This window comes from Prevotella merdae (assembly GCF_900290275.1).
GTDB classification, from domain to species: Bacteria; Bacteroidota; Bacteroidia; order Bacteroidales; family Bacteroidaceae; genus Prevotella; species Prevotella merdae.
In genome coordinates this window covers 879,723-901,667 of the sequence record NZ_LT985324.1, presented here as the reverse complement: position 1 = coordinate 901,667, position 21,945 = coordinate 879,723, and the positions used below count along the sequence as shown (strand labels likewise).

At 44.6% G+C, this 21,945-nt stretch carries 18 protein-coding genes; 16 read left to right on the top strand and 2 right to left on the bottom strand.

Annotated features, from left to right (window positions below):
• The first annotated feature begins 28 nt into the window (after positions 1–28).
• From C9991_RS10320 to C9991_RS17090, 9 genes are all read left to right on the top strand, one after another.
• A complete protein-coding gene (locus tag C9991_RS10320; protein ID WP_106812434.1) occupies positions 29–1,354 on the top strand; it encodes an aspartate kinase in 1,326 nt (441 codons plus the stop codon).
• A 33-nt stretch (positions 1,355–1,387) separates the two neighbouring features.
• The gene (lysA, locus tag C9991_RS10315; RefSeq protein ID WP_106812433.1) at positions 1,388–2,548 is read left to right on the top strand and encodes a diaminopimelate decarboxylase; all 1,161 of its coding nucleotides are present in this window, start codon (positions 1,388–1,390) and stop codon (positions 2,546–2,548) included.
• Positions 2,549–2,551: 3 nt separating this feature from the next.
• A complete protein-coding gene (locus tag C9991_RS10310) occupies positions 2,552–3,703 on the top strand; it encodes a glycosyltransferase family protein (protein WP_106812432.1) in 1,152 nt (383 codons plus the stop codon).
• Positions 3,704–3,761: 58 nt separating this feature from the next.
• Entirely contained in the window at positions 3,762–4,526 is a 765-nt protein-coding gene (locus C9991_RS10305) for a hypothetical protein (RefSeq protein ID WP_157949443.1), read from the top strand.
• Positions 4,527–4,541: 15 nt separating this feature from the next.
• Complete coding sequence (locus C9991_RS10300; RefSeq protein WP_106812430.1) at positions 4,542–6,539, top strand: fructose-1,6-bisphosphatase; 1,998 nt, start codon at positions 4,542–4,544, stop codon at positions 6,537–6,539.
• Between the two features lie 142 nt (positions 6,540–6,681).
• Positions 6,682–6,954 (top strand): ACT domain-containing protein, encoded by a 273-nt coding sequence (locus C9991_RS10295; protein ID WP_106812429.1) that lies wholly within the window; start codon positions 6,682–6,684, stop codon positions 6,952–6,954.
• 19 nt (positions 6,955–6,973) lie between these two features.
• Entirely contained in the window at positions 6,974–8,338 is a 1,365-nt protein-coding gene (locus C9991_RS10290; RefSeq protein ID WP_106812428.1) for a PFL family protein, read from the top strand.
• Between the two features lie 82 nt (positions 8,339–8,420).
• Positions 8,421–9,833, top strand: coding sequence for a tRNA uridine-5-carboxymethylaminomethyl(34) synthesis GTPase MnmE (gene mnmE, locus C9991_RS10285; RefSeq protein WP_106812427.1), 1,413 nt, complete (start codon positions 8,421–8,423; stop codon positions 9,831–9,833).
• Between the two features lie 322 nt (positions 9,834–10,155).
• Positions 10,156–10,443 (top strand): hypothetical protein, encoded by a 288-nt coding sequence (locus C9991_RS17090; protein ID WP_232823306.1) that lies wholly within the window; start codon positions 10,156–10,158, stop codon positions 10,441–10,443.
• Between the two features lie 77 nt (positions 10,444–10,520).
• Here C9991_RS17090 and C9991_RS10275 read toward each other — a convergent pair whose 3' ends face one another.
• Both C9991_RS10275 and C9991_RS10270 read right to left on the bottom strand, forming a co-directional pair.
• Entirely contained in the window at positions 10,521–10,859 is a 339-nt protein-coding gene (locus tag C9991_RS10275; RefSeq protein ID WP_157949442.1) for a hypothetical protein, read from the bottom strand.
• Between the two features lie 150 nt (positions 10,860–11,009).
• The gene (locus C9991_RS10270; protein WP_106812425.1) at positions 11,010–11,795 is read right to left on the bottom strand and encodes a hypothetical protein; all 786 of its coding nucleotides are present in this window, start codon (positions 11,793–11,795) and stop codon (positions 11,010–11,012) included.
• Positions 11,796–12,338: 543 nt separating this feature from the next.
• Here C9991_RS10270 and C9991_RS10260 point away from each other — a divergent pair.
• The 7 genes from C9991_RS10260 (at position 12,339) to C9991_RS16890 (ending at position 21,945) form a co-directional block, all read left to right on the top strand.
• Positions 12,339–12,569: a helix-turn-helix transcriptional regulator gene (locus C9991_RS10260; protein WP_006846518.1), complete on the top strand. Its 231-nt coding sequence runs from the start codon at positions 12,339–12,341 to the stop codon at positions 12,567–12,569.
• Positions 12,570–12,589: 20 nt separating this feature from the next.
• A complete protein-coding gene (locus C9991_RS10255) occupies positions 12,590–13,693 on the top strand; it encodes a helix-turn-helix transcriptional regulator (protein ID WP_106812423.1) in 1,104 nt (367 codons plus the stop codon).
• A 25-nt stretch (positions 13,694–13,718) separates the two neighbouring features.
• Positions 13,719–14,933, top strand: a complete 1,215-nt coding sequence (locus C9991_RS10250) for a restriction endonuclease subunit M (protein WP_106812422.1) — start codon at positions 13,719–13,721, stop codon at positions 14,931–14,933.
• 33 nt (positions 14,934–14,966) lie between these two features.
• On the top strand, positions 14,967–19,583 hold the full coding sequence (locus tag C9991_RS10245; RefSeq protein ID WP_106812421.1) for an Eco57I restriction-modification methylase domain-containing protein: 4,617 nt from the start codon (positions 14,967–14,969) through the stop codon (positions 19,581–19,583).
• Positions 19,584–19,660: 77 nt separating this feature from the next.
• A complete protein-coding gene (locus C9991_RS10240) occupies positions 19,661–20,098 on the top strand; it encodes a DUF6078 family protein (RefSeq protein ID WP_106812420.1) in 438 nt (145 codons plus the stop codon).
• 161 nt (positions 20,099–20,259) lie between these two features.
• Positions 20,260–21,150, top strand: coding sequence for a protein adenylyltransferase Fic (fic, locus tag C9991_RS10235; protein ID WP_106812419.1), 891 nt, complete (start codon positions 20,260–20,262; stop codon positions 21,148–21,150).
• A 3-nt stretch (positions 21,151–21,153) separates the two neighbouring features.
• Complete coding sequence (locus C9991_RS16890; protein WP_198643785.1) at positions 21,154–21,945, top strand: HNH endonuclease; 792 nt, start codon at positions 21,154–21,156, stop codon at positions 21,943–21,945.

Here is a 21,945-nt window from a genome sequence, read left to right as displayed (position 1 = left end):
AACTGAAAAAATAAAAAATAATAATATTATGAAAGTAATGAAGTTTGGTGGTACCTCAGTAGGTACCGCAGAGCGCATGAAATCTGTTGCCTCAATGGTTTCAGAGTCAGGCGAACAAGTGTTTGTTGTTCTTTCAGCAATGTCGGGCACAACCAACTCACTCGTTGAGATTTCAAACTATCTCTACAAGAAGAACTCGGATGGCGCCAACGACGTAATCAACAATCTTGAGAGAAAGTACATGGAGCATGTGGAGGAGCTTTATTCTACAGACGAATACAAGCAGCGCACACGCGAGTTCCTGGCTACGGAGTTCAACTATCTCCGCTCTTTCACCAAGGACCTCTTCACAAGCTTTGAGGAGAAGAACATCGTGGCTCAGGGCGAGATAATGAGCACAAACATGGTGGCCAACTATCTTGAGGAGCAAGGCGTGAAGGTTTGCCTGTTGTCGGCTTTCGACTTTATGCGCACAGACAAGAATGCCGAGCCCGACTCGCAGTATATCAAGGAGAAGCTGACGGCCATTATGAAGGAGAACGAGGGCTATCAGGTATACATCACACAGGGCTTTATCTGCCGTAACGCCTATGGCGAGGTAGACAATCTGCTGCGTGGCGGTAGCGACTTTACAGCATCGCTTATTGGTGCAGCTCTGCCAGCTGAGGAGATTCAGATTTGGACCGACATCGATGGAATGCACAACAACGACCCACGTGTTGTGGATAAGACCGAGGCTATTCGCCAGCTCAACTTCGAGGAGGCTGCCGAGCTTGCCTATTTTGGTGCCAAGATTCTGCATCCTACATGTGTTCAGCCAGCCAAGTTTGCAGGCATCCCAGTTCGCCTTAAGAACACATTGGACCCTAAGGCCGAAGGCACAATTATCGACAACGTTCTGCTTAAGGGCAAAATCAAGGCCGTAGCCGCCAAGGACAACATTACAGCCATCAAGATCAAGTCGAGCCGCATGCTCTTTGCCACAGGCTTCCTGCGCAAGGTGTTCGAGATATTCGAGTGCTATCAGACTCCTATAGACATGATTACTACAAGCGAGGTGGGCGTTTCGATGAGTATCGACAACACATCTCACCTTAACGAGATTGTAGACGAGCTTAAGAAGTATGGCACAGTTACAGTAGACTCTGACATGTGCATCGTCTGCGTTGTAGGCGATCTCGACTGGAGCAACCTGGGCTTCGAGACCTTGGTGCTTGACGCTATGAAGACCATACCGGTACGTATGATCTCGTATGGCGGCAGCAACTACAACATCTCGTTCCTAATTAAGGAATCGGATAAGAAGAAGGCTCTTCAAAGCTTGTCGGACGTGCTGTTCAACAACAAGAAGTAAGTAGTAGCGTAAGTATATGTCGCACCTAAAAATTTGCAAAAGATGTTTTCAGTAGATAAGTTTAACACAGTTCAAACCCCATTTTATTATTACGACACGCAGCTGTTGCGTAAGACATTAAAGACTATACAAGAAGAAAGTGGCAAGTATCCTAACTTTCATGTGCATTATGCTGTTAAAGCCAATGCCAATCCGAAGGTTCTTCGTATAATCAGTCAGCATGAACTGGGAGCCGATTGTGTTAGCGGCGGAGAGATAAAGGCAGCCCTTGAGGCTGGTTTCCCTTCCGACGGTATTGTCTACGCGGGTGTTGGCAAGAGCGACTGGGAGATAAAGTTGGGAATAGAGAACGACATCCTATGCTTTAATGTCGAGTCGACCGCCGAGCTTGACGTAATAGCCTCTCTGGCTAAGGAGGCAGGCAAGGTGGCAAGAGTGGCTTTCCGCATCAATCCCAATATAGGTGCCCACACCCATGCAAACATCACAACCGGTCTGGCCGAGAACAAGTTTGGTATTGCTATGCAGGACATGGTTCCGGTTATTGAGCATGCCAAGACATTGGACAGCATAAAGGTTGTGGGGCTACACTTCCACATCGGATCGCAAATTCTCGACATGGGCGACTTTAAGGCTCTTTGCAACCGCATCAACGAGCTGCAAGCCCTGTTGGCTCAGAACAACATCTATGTTGACAATATCAACGTGGGTGGCGGATTAGGTGTAAGCTACGACAATCCCGACCGCGAGCTAATACCCGACTTCAAGTCGTACTTCAAGACATATGCTACACATCTGCGCCTGCGCGATGGACAGCAGGTACACTTCGAACTTGGACGTGCCGTTGTGGCACAATGCGGATCGCTCATCACTCGCCTACTCTACGTAAAGCAAGGCACATACAAGCAGTTTGCCATCGTGGATGCAGGCATGACCGACTTGATACGTCCTGCTCTCTACCAGGCGTTGCACAAGATACAGAACATCAGCAGCAATGAGCCTGCCGAGACGTACGACGTGGTAGGTCCTATCTGCGAGTCGAGCGATGTGTTTGCCAAGGCCATTGACCTTAACAAATGTCATCGTGGCGACTTGATAGCGATACGCTCTGCTGGTGCCTATGGCGAGATAATGGCAAGTTCGTACAACTGCCGACCATTGCCTAAAGGCTATATTTCTGAAGATTTCAAATAAAATATGATAATTGATAATTTATCAATAATAGCGTGTTTAATAATAGTGTTGCTCACAGCCACGTCGCTCTTTGCCAATCCTTTTGTACGCAAGATACAGAATGAGGGAGAAGCCGACCCGCGACTTGTTGATGAGCAACACTTGCCCAACGTTACGGTTCTTGTGCTTGCCAACAACAACGCACAGGCACTTGACGCACATCTGCCGTTGCTACTTACACAAGACTATCCCGCTGCTTACGAGGTGGTGGTTGTAGGCGAACAAGGCGACTTGAATGTGGAGACAGTTGTTAAGCAGTTTTCGCAGAACAAGCATCTTTACGCCACATACATTCCTCCGCGCTCTTTGTTCATGAGCAAGAAGAAGCTGGCTGTGGCCTTGGGTGTAAAGGCGGCACATTACGACTGGGTTCTACTTCTCGACTCTAATTGCCATCCCGTGTCAGACACATGGCTTAAGTCTATGGCAAGCCATATGGACAACGAAGCCAATCTGGTTATAGGATACAGCAACTACGATGAGGAAGCAAAAACCTTCTATCGTTTCGACCGATTGCGCAACGACTGCTACTTGCTTAGATGCGCCCAGCGTTCCATCGCCTATCGCGCCAATGGCGTGAACATAGCGTTCCGCAAGTCGGAGTTTATCAAAGACGATGGCTATCGCGGCAACCTACATCTTGTTAATGGCGAGTACGACTTTATTGTAAACAAGTATGCACGTACCGATTCTGCTCGTATAGCAATAGACGAGGACGCATGGATACGCGAAGAGAAGCCTACACTTAAAGCATGGCACGACCGCAACATCTGCTATGCCAACGTGCGCAAGTATCTCGAACGCTCGTTCGGCATTAGGGCTCTGTATAATGTAGACATGACGATGATGCATCTCAACTACATCGTGCTGCTGCTCGCTATTGTGGCTGCTTCAATTCTGCAAAATTGGATTGTGCTTGCTGTAGCGTCCCTGGCGCTTATACTTACCTTGGTGCTGCGCTCTATGGCAGCCGTCAAGGTTTACCGCCAGTTTGGCGAGCATATCGCATGCTGGAAAACCGTGTTCTTCGAGCTGTACATCGTATGGCACTCGTTGGCTACAAACATAAGATACGCAAAATCAGACAAGAGAGATTTTACAACGCACAAACTCTGACATGAGGGTAAAGTACATCATACCATCTAACCAACATTTGGATTGCATCAATCTTAAAATGTATGAGTTGATTTGTCATGAACTAAAAACTCGTGACAATGTGGATGTTGTGGACTCAAATCCCGACATTGTGCATGTGTTTGGCATGTGGAATGCCCATAATGCCAGTTGTGTTGAGAAGTATCGCAGCATTGGCGTGCCTGTTGTGTTCACATGTGTTGAGGGCCTTGCCCCGCTTATTGATGCAGAGGGCTATCCTACCAAAGACATGTCCACACGCCATGCTCTAAAGCGTATCAGCAAGTTGAAGACTGTTGTGCACGTTTGCGGAACAGCCGAAGAATCATTAATCAAGCAAATTGCAAAAAATACATACACCCGACAGATTAAGAATCCTTATGTCACCTCGCTCACTACTGTTCAGCTGATGAGCGAGGCGATATGCGATCTGTATGTTTCCGAAATTCAAGAAAACGAGACAAGAATCAAACGCGATATCGACCAGTATATCGAGCATATGGGGAGCGACGACAAATGTATTAATAATGTATGCGCGCGTATCCTATATATACGCAAGCGCTACAAGATGCAGAACATCCCGTATGCTTACCTTACGGAGACAGCAGAGACTATGACCCAAACCAACTACGACGAGGATCTAATGAGAACTACATTGGAGAAAATGAAACTGTCTAAATTTGCCGCTCACACAATGTCGCTATTAAGAAACAAGGCAAACCTTACCGAAGGCTTTATGCCATTAGCAAGCCTTGATGGTAAGGAGGTGGAACGAATGGAGAACGTAACTATACAACAACATTAATGAAAAAGTCTATTTATGGCAAACAATATTAAAATTTCTGCGCTCGACTTGAAATACTTGCAGCTGCTTGCACAGTCATTCCCCAATATCCCGGAAGCAAGTACCGAGATTATCAACTTACAGGCAATTCTGAACTTGCCTAAGGGTACCGAGCATTTTCTTGCCGACGTGCATGGCGAGTATGAGGCTTTTCAGCATATCCTGAAGAATGCTTCGGGAAACATCCAACGCAAGGTTTACGAGCTATTCGGCAACACCATGCGCGAAGCCGACCTTAAGGAACTTTGCACACTTATCTATTACCCCGACCAAAAGCTCGAGCTTATCAAGGCTTCGGAGTCAAACATAGACGACTGGTACCACATCACCATCCATCAACTGGTGTCTGTATGCCGCCTTGTTTCGAGCAAGTATACCCACTCTAAGGTGCGCAAGGCATTGCCTAAGGATTTCTCGTACATCATCCAGGAACTTCTGCACGAGCGTACCGACGATGCCAACAAAACCGATTACGTTAACGTCATCATCGACACTATCATCACTACTGGTCGTGCCGACGATTTCATCATAGCCATATCCAATGTCATCCAGCGCCTGTCTATCGACCAGCTGCATATACTTGGCGACATCTACGACCGCGGACCAGGTGCACATATTATCATGGACACGCTATCGCAATATCATTCATGGGACATACAATGGGGCAACCACGATATCCTGTGGATGGGAGCTTTGGCTGGCAACCGCGCTTGCCAATGTAATGTTATACGCTTGTCGCTTCGTTATGCCAACCTTACTACACTTGAGGAAGGCTATGGCATCAACCTTGTACCTCTCGCAACCTTTGCCATGGAAATATATGGCGACGATCCTTGCGAGGAGTTCCAGCCTAAGATTGCGTCTGCTGACTCGGCTCGCATCGACCAGAAGACAAGTCGACTTACAGCTCTTATGCACAAGGCCATTACAATCATACAGTTTAAGGAAGAGGCTGCCATCATAAAGCGCAACCCAAGCTGGAAGATGAAGAACCGTCTGTTGTTCCACAATATCGACTACGATAAGGGCACTATCACTCTTGATGGCAAGGAGTATCCGCTTAAGAGCAACTCCTTCCCTACCATCGACCCCAACCATCCCGACCGACTTACGCCCGAGGAAAAGCAACTGATGGAGAAGCTTAACCACTCGTTCCAGGTATCCGAGAAGCTGCACAAGCACATCAATATGATTCTGCGACATGGTTGCATGTATGCCATCTTCAACAACAACCTGCTATTCCATGCATCCATCCCTCTTAATGCCGACGGTTCGCTTAAGGAGGTGGAAATTGCTCCTGGCATAAAGTGCTCGGGCAAGGAGTTGCTATACAATATAGGTATGCTTATACGCACACCTTTCCAGACCGACTCTTCCGAGGAAGAACGCAAGTATGCTACCGACTTCTTCCTCTACCTGTGGTGCGGACCAGACAGCCCGTTGTTCGACAAGTCGAAGATGGCTACGTTCGAGCGCTACTTTATAGCCGACAAGGCTACGCACAACGAGGAGAAAGGCAACTACTTCAAGCTGCGCGACAACGAGCAGATTGTAGACAACATTATGGATGCCTTCGAGGTTACGGGCGCCAACCGTCACATCATCAACGGTCATGTGCCTGTGCATGTATGCAATGGCGAGAATCCTATCAAGGCCAACGGTAAGCTTATGGTTATAGACGGTGGTTTCTCGCAGGCTTATCATAAGGAAACTGGTATTGCCGGCTACACCCTTGTCTATCACAGCCGTGGATTTGTGCTTGTACAACACGAGCCATTCACATCCACTTTGGACGCCATACAGAAATGTAACGACATCAAGTCTACCACACAGATAGTAGAGATGTCGGCTCATCGTATGCGTGTTGCCGATACCGATATAGGTCATGAGCTGGGCAAGCAGATCAAGGACCTTGAACGCTTGCTCTATGCTTATCGCCACGGATACATCAAGGAGGTAATACCAAACAAGTAGGAGGCGCTCAGCCTCCTACCACTCCATACAATATCCATATATAGTGTCTTCGAGAAAGGCTCAACGTTGTGGATATGCAAATGTAAGCAAACACAACCCCTAATACAATATTTCCAGGAATAAAAATAAATTAGCTTTAATTATGAACAAAACAATCATTACTGTAGTAGGCAAGGACACCAAGGGTATCATTGCTAAAGTGTGTACCTATCTTGCCGACAACAACGTCAACATCCTCGACATATCGCAGACCATCGTACAGGAGTATTTCAACATGATGATGATTGTCGACATGACAAAAATGGAGAAGCCTTTCGTTCAGGCATCCGACGAACTTACAAAGCTTGGCGAGAGCGTAGGCGTGCAGGTTAAGTGCCAGCGCGAGGAGATATTTGATGTAATGCATAGAATCTAATCACACAAACTAATACGTCATGATTAATATCAACGAGGTTATCGAAACCAACAAGATGATAGAGAAGGAGAACTTCGACGTGCGCACCATCACTATGGGCATCAGCCTTATGGATTGCGTTAGCGACTCTCTCCCTACCCTATGCAATAATATATACAACAAGATTACACGCCTTGCCAAGAATCTTGTAAGCACAGGCGAGCAGATTTCTAAGGAGTTAGGTGTGCCTATCGTCAACAAGCGCATCGCTATTACTCCTATTGCTCTTGTGGGTGGTAATGCCTGCAAGACATCCGACGACTATGTGGAGCTTGCACGCACTCTCGACCGTGCAGCCAAGACTGTAGGCGTGAACTTTCTTGGTGGTTATTCGGCTATCGTATCCAAGGGAATGACTCATAGTGATGAACTTATGATACGCTCTATTCCTAAGGCGCTTGCTGAGACCGACCTTATTTGTAGCTCGGTTAATATCGGTTCTACAAAGACTGGTATCAATATGGATGCCGTGCGTCTTATGGGCGACATTGTGCGTCAGACTGCTGAGGAGACCAAGGAGCGTATGTCCATCGGTTGTGCCAAGCTTGTTGTCTTGTGCAACGCTCCAGACGACAATCCCTTTATGGCTGGTGCCTTCCATGGCGTAAGCGAGCCCGATGCTGTCATAAGCGTGGGTGTAAGCGGTCCGGGTGTTGTTAAGTATGCACTTGAGCAAGTTCGTGGTGAGAGCTTTGAGGTACTATGCGAGACTATCAAGCGCACCGCCTTCAAGATAACACGTGTTGGCCAGCTTGTAGCCAAAGAGGCTTCTCGTCGACTTGGCATTCCATTCGGCATTATCGACCTCTCGCTTGCTCCAACTCCAGCTGTAGGCGATTCTGTTGCCGACATTCTTCGCGAGATAGGTCTCGAGCATCCTGGTGCTCCTGGTACAACGGCAGCCCTTGCCTTGCTTAACGATCAGGTTAAGAAGGGAGGCATCATGGCTTCCTCGTATGTAGGAGGTCTTAGTGGTGCGTTTATCCCCGTAAGCGAGGATCAGGGCATGATTGATGCCGTAGAGGCAGGTGCCCTCACCATCGAGAAACTGGAGGCTATGACATGCGTCTGCTCTGTAGGTCTCGACATGATAGCCATCCCCGGTGACACACCCTCTACAACTATTGCTGGTATCATTGCCGACGAGGCAGCCATCGGTATGATAAATCAGAAGACCACAGCCGTGCGCGTCATTCCTGCTATTGGCAAGAAGGTTGGCGACAAGGTCGACTTTGGCGGACTCTTGGGTTATGCTCCCATCATGCCTGTCAACACCTTCTCATGCCAGCCATTCGTAGACCGTGGTGGTCGCATACCGGCTCCAATTCACAGTTTTAAAAACTAACGTAATTAAGAAATGAAGCTTTGCAAGCGAAAGTACTTAGTTCTCTGAACTTGCGAAAGCTCAGTTAAGAAATTATATCTAAATGCTCAACAACAATACCATTTGCGCCATCGCTACCGCCCCTGGTGGTGCCATTGGCATTATTCGTATCTCTGGCCCCAAGGCCATTAGTATAGCCGATAGGATTTTCCGTCCTGTCGGCTCAACTCTTTCTTTGTCCGAGCGCAAGGCCTACACTCTTGCGTTTGGCCATATTGTCAACGCCAATAACGATGTTGTCGACGAGGTGCTGGTATCCATATTCCGCGCGCCTCATTCGTATACCGGAGAGAACTCTGTAGAGATTTCATGTCATGGTTCTGCCTATGTGCTTCAGCAAGTTATGCTGTTGCTAACCGAGAATGGTTGCTCTCCTGCCGGACCAGGCGAGTTTACCCAGCGTGCTTTCCTCAATGGCAAGATGGATCTCTCGCAAGCAGAGGCTGTAGCCGACCTTATCAGTTCTACCAACAAGGCTACGCACGATATGGCTATGAGTCAGCTCAAGGGGCACTTCAGCAACGAGTTGGCCGACCTTCGTGCCCATCTGCTTAAGCTTACATCATTATTGGAATTGGAACTCGACTTCTCCGACCATGAAGAACTGGAGTTTGCCGACCGTTCCGAGCTCTACACCCTTGCCAACGACATTCATAAGCGTCTTCTCTCGCTTGCCCGTTCCTTTGAGGTTGGCAACGCCTTGAAGAACGGCATTCCAGTGGCTATAGTTGGCAACACTAACGTAGGAAAGAGTACCCTCCTCAATCACTTGCTGCATGAGGAGAAGGCTATTGTGAGCGATGTACACGGCACAACAAGAGATTTTATCGAGGATACCACCATCATCAATGGCATACAGTTCCGCTTTGTCGATACTGCTGGCATCCGCAAAACAGATGATGTTGTTGAGAATATAGGCATAGAGCGCACTTATCAGAAGATGCAAGAGGCCAAGATTGTGCTTTGGCTAATTGACAAGCAACCGTCTGATTCGGAGATTGATGACATCAAGACACGCGTCGCTGGCAAAAAGCTCATCATCGTGCGCAACAAGATGGATCTCACCAATTCCTCATTGAATAATTCCTCATCGGCGAAGCAGACAATTCAAAATTCAAACTTCAACATTCAAAACTCCTCATCGGTCGACATTAGTGCTAAGTACGGCACAAATATCTCCAAACTCGAACAGCTCATTGTTGAGGCAGCCAACATCCCTCAACTCTCCGAGAGCGACATCGTTATAACATCCGTTAGGCATTACTCTGCTTTGCTGCATGCCGACGAAAGTCTACAACGTGTCATCGACTCCATGAACCTTGGACTAAGCGGCGACCTACTTGCTGAAGACTTAAGAATGGTGATAGATTACCTTGCAGAAATTACTGGCGAAGAGCGTATTACTCCGCAAGAAACGCTTCAGAACATCTTTACCCACTTTTGCGTGGGCAAGTAACAACAATCTTTAACACATACTTAAAACGCACACACACGACATTCACACGCACGTAAATAGCACAAAATGAGCTGTTTACGTGCGTTTTTGCATTGTGTTAAAATGTGTTTGTTATGCATATCTATATGCTACTAATATGCTACCTTTGTGTTACTATTTTGTTACCCAAGAAAAGCGAGTAACAAAATATTGTATAGTGATAATGTAAATAGCCTATGACGCAATGCGTAGATGGCAAGCAGCAATGGCTGTTGATGGTTTTTCACCAAGCAATAAGAAAACAACGAAAAATCATGTGTACACAAATAGGTAAACAAACGATTTGGAAGTATGGATTTTTATACCTATCTTTGCCTTGAACATGATACGCTACAACATACTTGCCTCAATAAAAAGAGCCCTCGACTATGACACCATAGGAGGACTGTTCGGTGACATGTACCTCGGAGTACACGAACTGACGGTGGTTGAAAAGATATGGGCAATAATAATAGAGGTGGTAGCCGTCGTTTCAGAACACATTGATGCTGACTCCGATGAACTAACTATCCAAATTATTGAGAATGACAAGAGATTGGCTGCAGTTAGAGAGTATGCTCAAACGGCTTGAATTCCAAATCCGAAACTTGAGTTATTACTTTCTTTAAAAAATCCATATAAATTTCTCAATTAGAAATATAAAAAGCATCAAATATCCCTGATACTTTCATATATTTCATCTGCTGTATAAACGTTAATCTGATCTAAGTAACCAATAATACGTTCATCCCAAATAACTGGTGCTACTTTAGCTAACAGCTCCTGAATTAACTGCCAAATATCAGGTAAATCCCTCTTTATGAAGTAGTCATGACCATTTTCGTCGTTCCAGTTTTTCCACTCATCAGTTGCCTGCCATCGACGCAAAGCTTCACAATAACGGTCAAACTGTTCATCAGTTAATTCCACTATCATACTTTCATACCAATTTTCATAATCAAAAGGTATTCCAAAAAACGCTTCTATATCAAATTTACACTTCTTCATAGTAATCAACATTTAATTCCACAAAGACATTATCAATACTGATACCTTCAGGGATAGCTCCTGTTTAAAACCTCCCATAATTTCAAAGTATACCTATGAATTATTCCTTGTCTCTTAAATGGATAATCATTTCGACTTATGTCAAACCAATTAATACATAATACCACAATGGTATCTATAAAGGACTTCTCGATTTGCATCCAGAAATTCTGTAACCTTGTTGTTTTCTATCTTGATTTCAACAAGTTCCCTGACCAGACCTGCAAATCTAGACCAATAACAGCAACAGACATAATACTTATTCTCATATCGAGTAACTTTAGGAGTCACATCACAAGCCAAGGCTTCCTCGGGAAGGTCATTTCCTTCTTCATAAATATCTGAAGGCTTTAGAGGACGCTCACCTCGTGTTTTCGTTGACCTAACTTTAATCTTTGAAAGATCATCTTTGGATAAAACACAGAATCTCTCGTCATAACACGCATGCCAATACATTGGAAGATAGTGCCACAACTTACTTAATAAATATACCTGTAAAGCACCCAATGGTGAGTCATCAACAATCACGAAATCCAAAAAATTCTTGCTTAAGTTTCCATTTGGTTCCTTGACATAGATGTAAGTACGTCCACCAATTCCTCTTTCTTTATACTCAAGCTGCAAACTATGGCCTTCAGGTAATTGTATCTTGTCTAACACATATAATATTTTATCGCCGTCGGTTGGGATGCGTCCGTTCACAGTTATCATTTGTAAATCTGCAAAAGTTCTATGTGTAGTAGATTTTATATTCACCAATCTTCTACCTATTTGCTCGATTACAGCAGTATCCACCAAAGAAGCATGACATTTTTTAAAATTTTCCACAGCCAGTTTTTTATTTATCTTTTCATTCTCCTCTTTATTTTTTGCATCTTCATTTTCTTTTTTATCCATAATGGAAGTAACGCAAACGTATAAAAATAATCCCAACATTATGATAGGTGTAAAAGCAATGCATAAAAGCAATATTTTCCAGTTGTCACGGCAAAATGTTATTTCTTCTGTGAAATACATATACAAAAGAAATAATAGCAATAAGATCCACACTATCACATATATAATAATAAAGAGTTCCATTGTTCAATCCAAATTTATTTCATCAGCACTTTCCTGAAGCTAATGGGGAAACACACATTCTCCAGACCTAAAGGTCTAACTGTTACATTCTGGATGCAAAAGTAGAAAGCCATTATGCAATCTATCTGCACTCTCAGAAAAAAGACGCCCTTCAAATGCAAAGAAAGTGCAAATTGAATGCAATGGAGCTTACTCCGATTGCTGAGATGCAGCCTTTCTTCTACAAAAGTACAATATCTTTTGAATAACATGACGAAAGCATCAATTTATTTGCTTTATGAGTGCTATTTTTATGAATAAGGTCTGTTTTTCGAAGAAAAACCTTATTTTTGCATATTGAATAATATAAAAATAAGAAATATGGAGAAACAACCACTAAATCGGATTAAGGTGATGCTTGCAGAACGCATGCTAACCAACAAGCAACTGGCTGAGATGCTCGGTAAAGATCCTGCTACAATATCAAAATGGGTCACCAATACATCACAACCAACTTTAGAGAATTTGATTGAGATAGCTCGCTGTCTCAAATGCGACATGAACGACCTTGTCAGACTGGACGATGTCGTTACAATAAAAACAGATAAATAATCAAATTAAGGAAAGACTCTATGCCAACAAACAAGAATGCACAGCTACGGTACCGGATACTTGACCGATGCTTTAGCGATTTCCATCGTACATATAGCATTGATGACCTCCTTGACACAGTCAATGAGTCCCTCATGAATCTCTATGGCTCGCAGGTCAGCATTCGTCAGATACGTGAAGACATCAAATACATGAGAGATAGAGTCACTTACAATGCCCCTATCGAAACATATCCCTTTGATGGAAGGAAAAGCTACTACCGCTATTCTGACCCAAGCTTCTCCATCTTTAATAATGAGTTGACAGCCGAAGAAATAAAGTCTCTTCGCTCCACTATTGACATACTAAGTCGTTTTCGTGGTGTCCCGAGTAACGCATGGTTGGAAGATGTTGTCTCAAATCTCGAATTCCGTTTTGGTGTCAAGCCCAATACAGAGAATATCGTATCTTTTGACCACAATGATCTGCTGAAGGGAACAGAGTTCTTGGGAGAACTGATAGAGTCCGCATTGAATCATCAGCCTTTGAATTTGCTTTACCGCACTTTCGCTGGCAATGAAAGAACTGCCATCCTTCATCCTTACCACATCAAGCAATTCAATAACCGCTGGTTCCTCATCGGATTGCAGGAAGGAAGTCACGGCAACCTACGGAACAGCGAGAGCCATCAAGCTTGCTTGAATGGCCGAGTCGTGAAGAAGGAAGGCAAAGCCAATTACATCACCAACAAAGCGCTCGACCGTATCGTGAAGTTCTCTCGTGCCAATGTGCCGTTTATTCCCAATACGGATATAGACTTCAATGAGTATTTCAAGGACATCGTTGGAGTAACATTACCCGAAGACCATCCAGTGGCAGAAGAAGTACTGTTGAAGTTTGACGAAGCCCGTTTCCCTTATGTGGTGAACAAGCCCATCCATCCTTCACAGGAGATTGAAGACGAAGAACAGCATATCATCAAGCTCATGGTTCGTCCCAACAAGGAACTTGAAGCACGCATCTTTTCATTCGGAAATCAAGTAGAAGTACTCAAACCTGAGTGGTTGAGACGGCAATTTGCTGAGAAAATAGAGAGTTTATTGAAAAAATATTCAATAGTGCAGAAAGACTGCAACATAGAATGATAATTTTGCATACAGAAAAAGAATAATGGCAGAAAAGAATACAACATATAGAATCTTTGAGCATATCAGCGATGTTGACATCTCTGAGCAAGACATCATGGACTACGACCCTGCAGTTCTTGACAAACTGCTCATTGATCACACAATGTCAGCAAGAGCCCGCGCAGAGGCTTCTGACCAGGAGAAGGTGGTTAACATCTTCTGGGCTACATCTGATTATGAGAACTCGGTTCCTGATGAACATGGGAATTTCATAGAAAATGGTTACCGATATGACGATGAGATTAAGCCTCAGCATATTACCGGACGGTTCCGTCGCATCGTAATGCCTCGTGTGCTGAAAGACAAGCAAGCCCAGCTCGACCGCACCAAAGACAAGGCTGAGGTTTTCACGCCTTCTTGGGTATGCAATGCACAGAACAACCTCATTGATGAAGACTGGTTTGGTCGCCGTGATGTCTTCAATCGTGAAGTCACAAACGAGGACGGCACACACTCATGGATTCCTATAGAAGGAAAAATCCAGTTTCCGGAAGGCAACAAGCAAAAGACATGGAAGAAGTATGTTGTTGACAACTGCATGGAAATAACCTGTGGAGAGGCTCCTTATCTGGTTAGTCGTTACGACACCACAACTGGCCAGCCTATCCCTATCAGCCATCGCATTGGATTGCTCGACCGCAAGATGCGTGTCATCAACGAAAATGTCGAGACCGAAAAGGAATGGTACGATATGGCTAAGAAAGCCTTACAACATACTTATGGCTATGAATGGCAGGGCGACAATCTGCTCTTAGCTCGTGAAGCCCTACTCTACACCTATATAGAGTACTTCATGGATAAGTTCAATCCAAAGGATGCAGATGGCAATTACATCAAAGATGCAGATGGAAACCTCCGAGTTCCAACAAGAAACAAGATCATTAATGCTGCCAGATGGATTTCATGGAATCTGTGGCAGATGGATGGTATCAAGATGGTTGTTCCTGATTCTTGCGACAAGGTATATGATGAAGATTTCTTTGGGACAAAAACCAAGAGGCAATGTCCAGCATGCCAAAAGGGTACAACAAATGGCCACATCGGAGTAAAATGCATCATAAGAGACTGGAATCTGAAAAAGCCAAAAGACTGGCAACCATCGCCTGGCGAAGACCCAAAATCGCAGCCATGGCAAAAGATAGAGTTCCGTTCATTATTCCGTAGCAATCAAAAAGAGACGGAAGATGACGAGATATAATATTTTAATTAATATTCTTAATATTACGACTAAATGAAATACACTATAACCCAATCACGCCTCCTGTACCTACTCAGCCAGGGCGACAGGAAGCACCAAGGACTTCTCAAAATAGGTGAGGTCTTTGTCGATAATGATATAGCCGATTCCCATAGCAGCCAGGAGTTGGGTAAGGCTGTTCGTGCTGTACTCGATGCTCGTTCTTACATGCAGGGAGTTTCATACCATATAGAATATGTGGAATGTACCACATACGACCAGGACTCCAAATGCTATAAGGCTGATGATGTCTATCGCACCCTGCGTGCCATGGACATTCCTTCAAAGACTCTTGGCAAGTATAAGGATCCAACTACAGGACAGACAGAAGATGCGGACATCTGGTTTGCCTGTACCATCTTTGACATACAGGATGTTATCAGCAAGATAAAGCAAGGCAAGGGTGCTGGACATGGAGCCATCAAGTTTCGCCCGGAGCAGGAAAAGGCTATCCATGACACCGTGGAATACTTTCAGAAAGAGTTCAAAGACCCTAATAAGGGTAAGCACTATCTCTGGAATGCCAAAATGCGCTTTGGCAAGACTCTCTCGGGTCTTGAAGTGGCTAAGCGTTGTGGCTATCGCTCTACGCTCATCATCACCCATCGCCCTGTTGTAGATAAAGGATGGCATGATGACTTTGCTAAGATTTTCCGTACCCCGGAAGCCCTTGCTGACTATCATGCAAAAGGACTTGAACCTGCTTACGGTCGCCGAATGATGGATGACAACGATTCTCAGGGTGATTTCTATACGCTTACCCGCGAGGTGGATGCTGGCAAAAAGATACTCGTATTCTTTGTCAGCATGCAATATCTGCGCCTGTCACAATTTGTTGGTGGTAAGGAGCGCAATTTTGATCCATTGAAACGTGCCATTATGGAGTATGATTGGGACTTCGTAATGGTTGACGAGGCACACGAAGGCATTGATGCTGCTGCCGGTGTGCGTGTAATGAACAAGTTGAAAAAGGAGAATACCCGAATTCTTTCACTTTCGGGAACACCTTTCAACTTGCTCGACAAATATGAGGAGAGTGAAATCTATACTTGGGACTACGTTATGGAACAGCGTGCCAAGCAGTTCTGGGATGAGCATCATTATGGCGACCCTAATCCTTATGCCGACCTGCCACGTATGCAGATACTCACCTTCACGTTGCCTAAGATGCTACGCGACCAAGCCATCGAGAATAATGAGGTCTTCAAGTTCCACGAGTTCTTTCGAGTATATACTGAGGAAGACAAGCTTCGGCTTCAGAAGTTGATAGACAATGAGCCTAATGCTATCAAGAAGGCTGAATATCAGGAAAAATTGAGTGAGGTGGAGATAGACAAGTTCGTACACGAGAAGGCTATCAATCGCTTCCTCGATAAACTTGTTGAAGAATCCGACACAAGTCTCTACCCTTTCTCCACTGAGAATTTCCGTGAGCACTTCCGCCACACCTTCTGGCTCTTGCCTGGTGTGAAAGAAGCTGCTGCTCTCGAACAGCTTCTTCGTAAACATGAGGTATTTAGCGAAATATTCCATATCATCAATGCCGCTGGCGACGGCAATATCGAGGATAAGAATGGTAGTGCTTTGGCTGATGTGCTTGACAATATCCGTGGCAATGCCAAGAAAAACATCACCAAGAAGGATTATACCATCACCCTCTCTTGTGGTAAGCTTACCACGGGTGTAAGTGTTCCTGAATGGACTGCCGTGCTCTGCATGAAAGGCTCTGAGAATACTCCTGCTGCCAACTACATGCAGACCATCTTCCGTGTGCAGACTCATGCTGTACTCGAAGGCCGACAGAAGTCAGACTGCTATGTGTTTGACTTTGCACCGGATCGTGCCCTTACAGCTGTAGCTGAAACTGCAAAGATGGCTGTATATGCGCAGACCGAAAAAGGTAAGAAGCAGATGAAGCTTACCCAAAAGAAGGAGGAAGAGCATCTTGCTGCCTTCATCAAACTCTGTCCTGTCCTCTCTATGGACGAAGGCGAAATGGGCAAGCACTTCTCTGCTAATCAGATATTCGAGAAACTCTCTAATGTATATATTGAGCGTGCCGTGCGTAGTGGCTATGCCGACAACTCGCTTTATAATCCTGACCAGCTGATGAATCTCAGTCCTGAGCAGGAAAAGGCTCTTGGCGATGTACACGACCTTCTTGGTTCTATGCCAAATGCCTGGAAACCAGAGAAAATCAATGTCAACAATAATGGTTTAAGCAATTCTGATGCCGACCATACCAAATATATCTACTATCTTTCTGCAAGCGAAGCTCTTCCTGCTCGCCCTTCTATGGCTGCCGAATTTGATGAAAACGGCAAGCCTACTACCCACGATGATGGATGGGACGATGTGATGTGTGCTCCTTCCGAACTGTTTCCTTATCTATACATTAGCCATAGCCAACTGCTCGAAGGCGAATGGTGTTTGTTCTCCAATCCTGTGCTTTGGAAGAAATGGGAGAACAAAGATAAGGATGATAAGACTGACGAGGCTAAGAAAAAACGTGACGAAGAGAACAAGGAAAAGCGTGCTCGTATGTCTGTGCTCCGTGGTGTGGCTATCCGTATTCCTTTGTTGGTTTATGGAGCAGAAATCAACGATGAGGTTGGCGAAGAGATTACTATCGACAACTTTGCCAGCGAAGAAATCGTTGACCAGGCTTCATGGGAAGAGTTTATGCCTAAGGGCTTTACCAAGCAGACGTTCAACACCTTGAAAGACTGTTTCGATCGTAGCATCTTTACAGGTGCAGCCAAGCGCATACGCCAGATGGTGAAGGAGGCTGACAATCTCAATACCGAGGACCGTATTGCAAAGATTGCCACCATCTTCTCTTACTTCCACAATCCTGACAAGGAGACCGTGCTTACTCCATGGCGTGTGGTCAACATGCACATGAGCGATACTGTGGGTGGCTGGTGCTTCTGGGATGAGGATTTTGTTGCGCCTTATACCGAGGAGAACCAATATGGCGAGAATGTGAATGCAGCTCGCTTCGTCGATCGTGGCGATGTGACAAAGGACGTGTTCACCGATTACAATTCCCGCATTCTTGAAATCAACTCCAAGACGGGTCTCTACCCTCTCTATATGGCTTACTCTCTTTTCAAGGGAGCCAAGGAGCCTAACTATCGCAAAGTGCATCTTACTGGCGAGCGTGGCAAGAGCCTGAATGCAGAGCAATATTATCATCAGGCAGGCGACGACCTCGAAATATGGAAGGATGTGTTGCAGGACAACATCTTTGTGGTTTGCCGTACCAAGATGGCTGTAAGCATCACCAAGCGAACATTGGCAGGTTTCCGCACAGACATCCGCATGAACATTCGTTGCTATGAGCATGATGTACCTGTAACCGACCTTGTGTCTGCTGGTGTACTCAAAGCTGCAGACGAGCATGTAACCAAAGAGGGCAAGACATACTTCTTTAATGGTCACGAGTCGTTGAACTGTGACATGATCAACGTGCTCCGTGCAAAGCCAGAACTATTCCAAAACGACATCGTTCGTGGCAAGGACTTCTGGCATGTATATAATTCTATTCCAAAATCAGAAAACGAAGATATAAATAATATGAAGTTTAAAGCAATTGTGGGAAATCCGCCATATCAGATAGAAGGAGAAAGTACAAGAAAGACTCCTATTTACAATTTGTTTTACGATACAGCCTTTGAATTGTCACCATTGGTAACATTTATTACTCCTGGCAGATTCTTATTTAAGGCTGGACAAACACCTATGGAATGGATGGAGAAGATGTTATCTGATACTCATTTCAAAGTGGTTGATTACTTCCAAAAATCAAGTGACGTATTCCCAACTGTAGACATTAAGGGAGGAGTAGCTATTGGACTAAGAAACGCAAATAAAGAATTTGGAGCAATTGGGTTCTTTTCAGATTATCCAGAATTAAAATCCATAATGGCAAAAGTATTTGCAAACCCTTCATTCCAGTTTGGGCAATTTGCCAGTTTAGTTTCCTCCCAAGGCATTTACCGCTTCTCAGAGAAAGCTTTAAGTGAGTTTCCAAGAATATATGAAGTACAAGGAAAAGGAACAGCTTCAAAGATAACGTCAAATGCTTTTGAAAACTTATCAGAGATATTTGTCAACACAGAAAAAGAGTGCAAAGGTGAAGGTGTTCAAATTATCGGAAGAATAAAGGGCTCTCGAGAAACAAAATGGGTAAATGCATCATATCTTCAGCCATGTGAATATCTTAATTATTATAATGTTCTCGTTCCTGAAGCAAATGGTACTGGTGCTATAGGCGAAGTGCTCAGCACGCCGGTAATCGGCGTGCCGGTAATCGGACATACGGATACCTTCCTAAGCATCGGCAAGTTTGCCGATGCCCAGGAGGCATCCGCATGTTTGAACTACGTCAAGACAAAATTTGCCAGATGTTTATTGGGTACACTCAAAGCAACGCAACATAATCCACGTGATACTTGGGCTAATGTACCTCTTCAAAATTTCACTGCCATCTCAGACATCGACTGGACTCAAAGCATTGCAGACATAGATAAACAACTCTATCGTAAGTATAAACTTGATGAAGATGAGATTGAATTTATCGAGAAGATGATCAAGCCAATGGAATAATCGCATTCATCCCGAACGAATCCCGAAGGCATCCCGAACAAATCTAAAAGAACAACGTTGTCAAAACAAAGTAGATTATGCAAAAGAAAGAATATACATCACTACCAAATGACTATCCAGTATGTGAGCATAGTAGCTGCCCAATGGCAGCAACCTGCTTGCATCATATTGCTTACACCATGATGATGGAGCAGAATGAAGAGTATCTGCGTCTGATCAATCCAACCAGATGCAGCAAGGACGAATCGTGTACATACTATCGCGACAAAAAGCCAGTGATATTCGCTAGAGGATTCACCAACTTCCAAAAGCGGATGTTCCCACAGCAGTATGACCAGTTCATGACTACCCTCATTCTCCACTTCGGACGCAACCAATATTTCAAGCGCAGACGTGGTGACATTCTAATCTCTCCTGAGGAACAAGAAGTGATACGCCAAATGCTCAAAAAGGTAGGACCAGACTCCAAAATGAAGTTCGATAACTACGAGGAGCACATCAATTGGAATGCCTGATTTATGCATATAATGTTTTTGCCAGTACCACATAAGTAACACTCCAGTACCACATAAGTGAAACTCCAGTACCACCTGAGATAAACTCCAGTACCAGTTAGGTGGTACTGAAAGTGGTACTGGGTGTATGGCCGATAAAGAAGTAATCAAAACAGAAAACAATGAGCAATAACAATATACAGAAGGTATCCATCCGTTTCTTCAACGACCGCGAAGTGCGTGCCGTTTGGGACGAGACACTATCCAAATGGTGGTTTTCCGTTTTGGATGTCGTTGGTGTGCTCAACAACCAAGACGATTATACCAAGAACCGCAACTATTGGAAGTATCTGAAAACAAAACTGAAGAAGGAAGGAAACGAGTTGGTTAGTGCCACTAACCAACTGAAACTTCTGGCACAAGATGGTAAACGTTATAAAACTGATGTTCTCGACACAGAAGGCATTCTGCAACTGGCATCCTGTTTTCCTAACACCAAGGCTTCTCGCTTTGTGGCATGGCTCACGAATAGTGAAGAGAGCATCGACGGCAAAAGCAAATCGAAGGCATATGCCTTGTTCGAGAGCAGTATGATAGAGAGCATTGAGGTGGGAACAGTAAAGGGACTGCAACAGATTCACGCTTACCTATTTGGCGGTTTGTACGACTTCGCTGGACATATCCGCACGGTGAATATAGCCAAGGGTGGATTTCAGTTTGCTATGGCTGCCTATTTGCCAGCTACGCTCCGACAGATAGAACTGATGCCCGAAGAAACGTTTGAGCAGATAGCCGACAAATATGTTGAAATGAATGTGGCACATCCTTTCCGTGAGGGCAATGGCAGAAGCACACGTATATGGCTCGACCTCATGCTGAAGAAACATCTCAAGAAATGTATCGACTGGAGCATGGTGAACAAAAAAGACTATTTGGCGGCAATGACCGCCAGCGTAGCTGAAAGCACTCCTATAAAACAGTTGCTGAAAGCAGCATTGACAGACAAGATAAATGATAGAGAAACCTTTATGAAAGGTATCGACTACTCGTATTATTACGAACAGGAAGATTAGAATATGCATAAAAGTGATTTCACATACGAGCAACTTGGCAGAGTATTCCGAAGTTATCTATCGGAACGCTTTGATGGTGATGCCAAAGAAGTAAGTCTGACCGTTGAAACGGCAGAGCGTATTATTCCCAATACGCTCAATGACTACTTTGGCACCAAATACGAGTCTATCTATGATATTACAGAAATAGATGACGTAGAAGAATTTCGCAGAAAGATCAAGACGCACCCTATCTTGAAGAATCTCGACATGAGTGTGGAACCACGATACACAGAGGTTCTGAAATGGTACCGGCTATTCTTGAAAGCCCTGAATGCAAATGCTGTGCCGATGCCGGTATATGGTGAATATGATGATACCAATCATTCTTCTGGAACGAAGACTGCAGAACCGCCTGTTACACCCAAGCCAACGGTAGAAAATACCATATACTTGGAAGGTGAAGCTGGCGAAGCACAACCTGCAGAAATCAGAAAGAGAAACAAGATTCTCCGACAAGCCTGCATCAACTATTACAAGGCTTTACATAGTGGTCACATCTTCTGCGAGTGTTGTGGTTTTGATTTTGCCAAGGCATATGACATAGATGACGAATATATTGAGATTCACCACCTCAAACCATTCTCACAAACAGAAGGAGAACATCCAGTGAACTCTCAAACCGACCTTGTACCACTTTGTGCCAACTGCCATAGGATGATTCATCATGGGCAGGGAGGCAAAGGAAACTGCATGAGTTTGGAGGAACTAAAAAGAATATACAAAGGTATACGTTATAAAAACACCCATAATTAA

Excerpts from the sequence above, each read along its gene's own strand:
- C9991_RS10320 (WP_106812434.1), top strand. The coding sequence starts at position 29 with ATGAAAGTAATGAAGTTTGGTGGTACCTCAGTAGGTACCGCAGAGCGC.
- C9991_RS10310 (WP_106812432.1), top strand. The coding sequence starts at position 2,552 with ATGATAATTGATAATTTATCAATAATAGCGTGTTTAATAATAGTGTTG.
- C9991_RS10305 (WP_157949443.1), top strand. The coding sequence starts at position 3,762 with ATGTATGAGTTGATTTGTCATGAACTAAAAACTCGTGACAATGTGGAT.
- C9991_RS10300 (WP_106812430.1), top strand. The coding sequence starts at position 4,542 with ATGGCAAACAATATTAAAATTTCTGCGCTCGACTTGAAATACTTGCAG.
- C9991_RS10295 (WP_106812429.1), top strand. The coding sequence starts at position 6,682 with ATGAACAAAACAATCATTACTGTAGTAGGCAAGGACACCAAGGGTATC.
- C9991_RS10290 (WP_106812428.1), top strand. The coding sequence starts at position 6,974 with ATGATTAATATCAACGAGGTTATCGAAACCAACAAGATGATAGAGAAG.
- mnmE (WP_106812427.1), top strand. The coding sequence starts at position 8,421 with ATGCTCAACAACAATACCATTTGCGCCATCGCTACCGCCCCTGGTGGT.
- C9991_RS10275 (WP_157949442.1), bottom strand. The coding sequence starts at position 10,859 with ATGAAGAAGTGTAAATTTGATATAGAAGCGTTTTTTGGAATACCTTTT.
- C9991_RS10270 (WP_106812425.1), bottom strand. The coding sequence starts at position 11,795 with ATGGATAAAAAAGAAAATGAAGATGCAAAAAATAAAGAGGAGAATGAA.
- C9991_RS10260 (WP_006846518.1), top strand. The coding sequence starts at position 12,339 with ATGGAGAAACAACCACTAAATCGGATTAAGGTGATGCTTGCAGAACGC.
- C9991_RS10255 (WP_106812423.1), top strand. The coding sequence starts at position 12,590 with ATGCCAACAAACAAGAATGCACAGCTACGGTACCGGATACTTGACCGA.
- C9991_RS10250 (WP_106812422.1), top strand. The coding sequence starts at position 13,719 with ATGGCAGAAAAGAATACAACATATAGAATCTTTGAGCATATCAGCGAT.
- C9991_RS10245 (WP_106812421.1), top strand. The coding sequence starts at position 14,967 with ATGAAATACACTATAACCCAATCACGCCTCCTGTACCTACTCAGCCAG.
- C9991_RS10240 (WP_106812420.1), top strand. The coding sequence starts at position 19,661 with ATGCAAAAGAAAGAATATACATCACTACCAAATGACTATCCAGTATGT.
- fic (WP_106812419.1), top strand. The coding sequence starts at position 20,260 with ATGAGCAATAACAATATACAGAAGGTATCCATCCGTTTCTTCAACGAC.
- C9991_RS16890 (WP_198643785.1), top strand. The coding sequence starts at position 21,154 with ATGCATAAAAGTGATTTCACATACGAGCAACTTGGCAGAGTATTCCGA.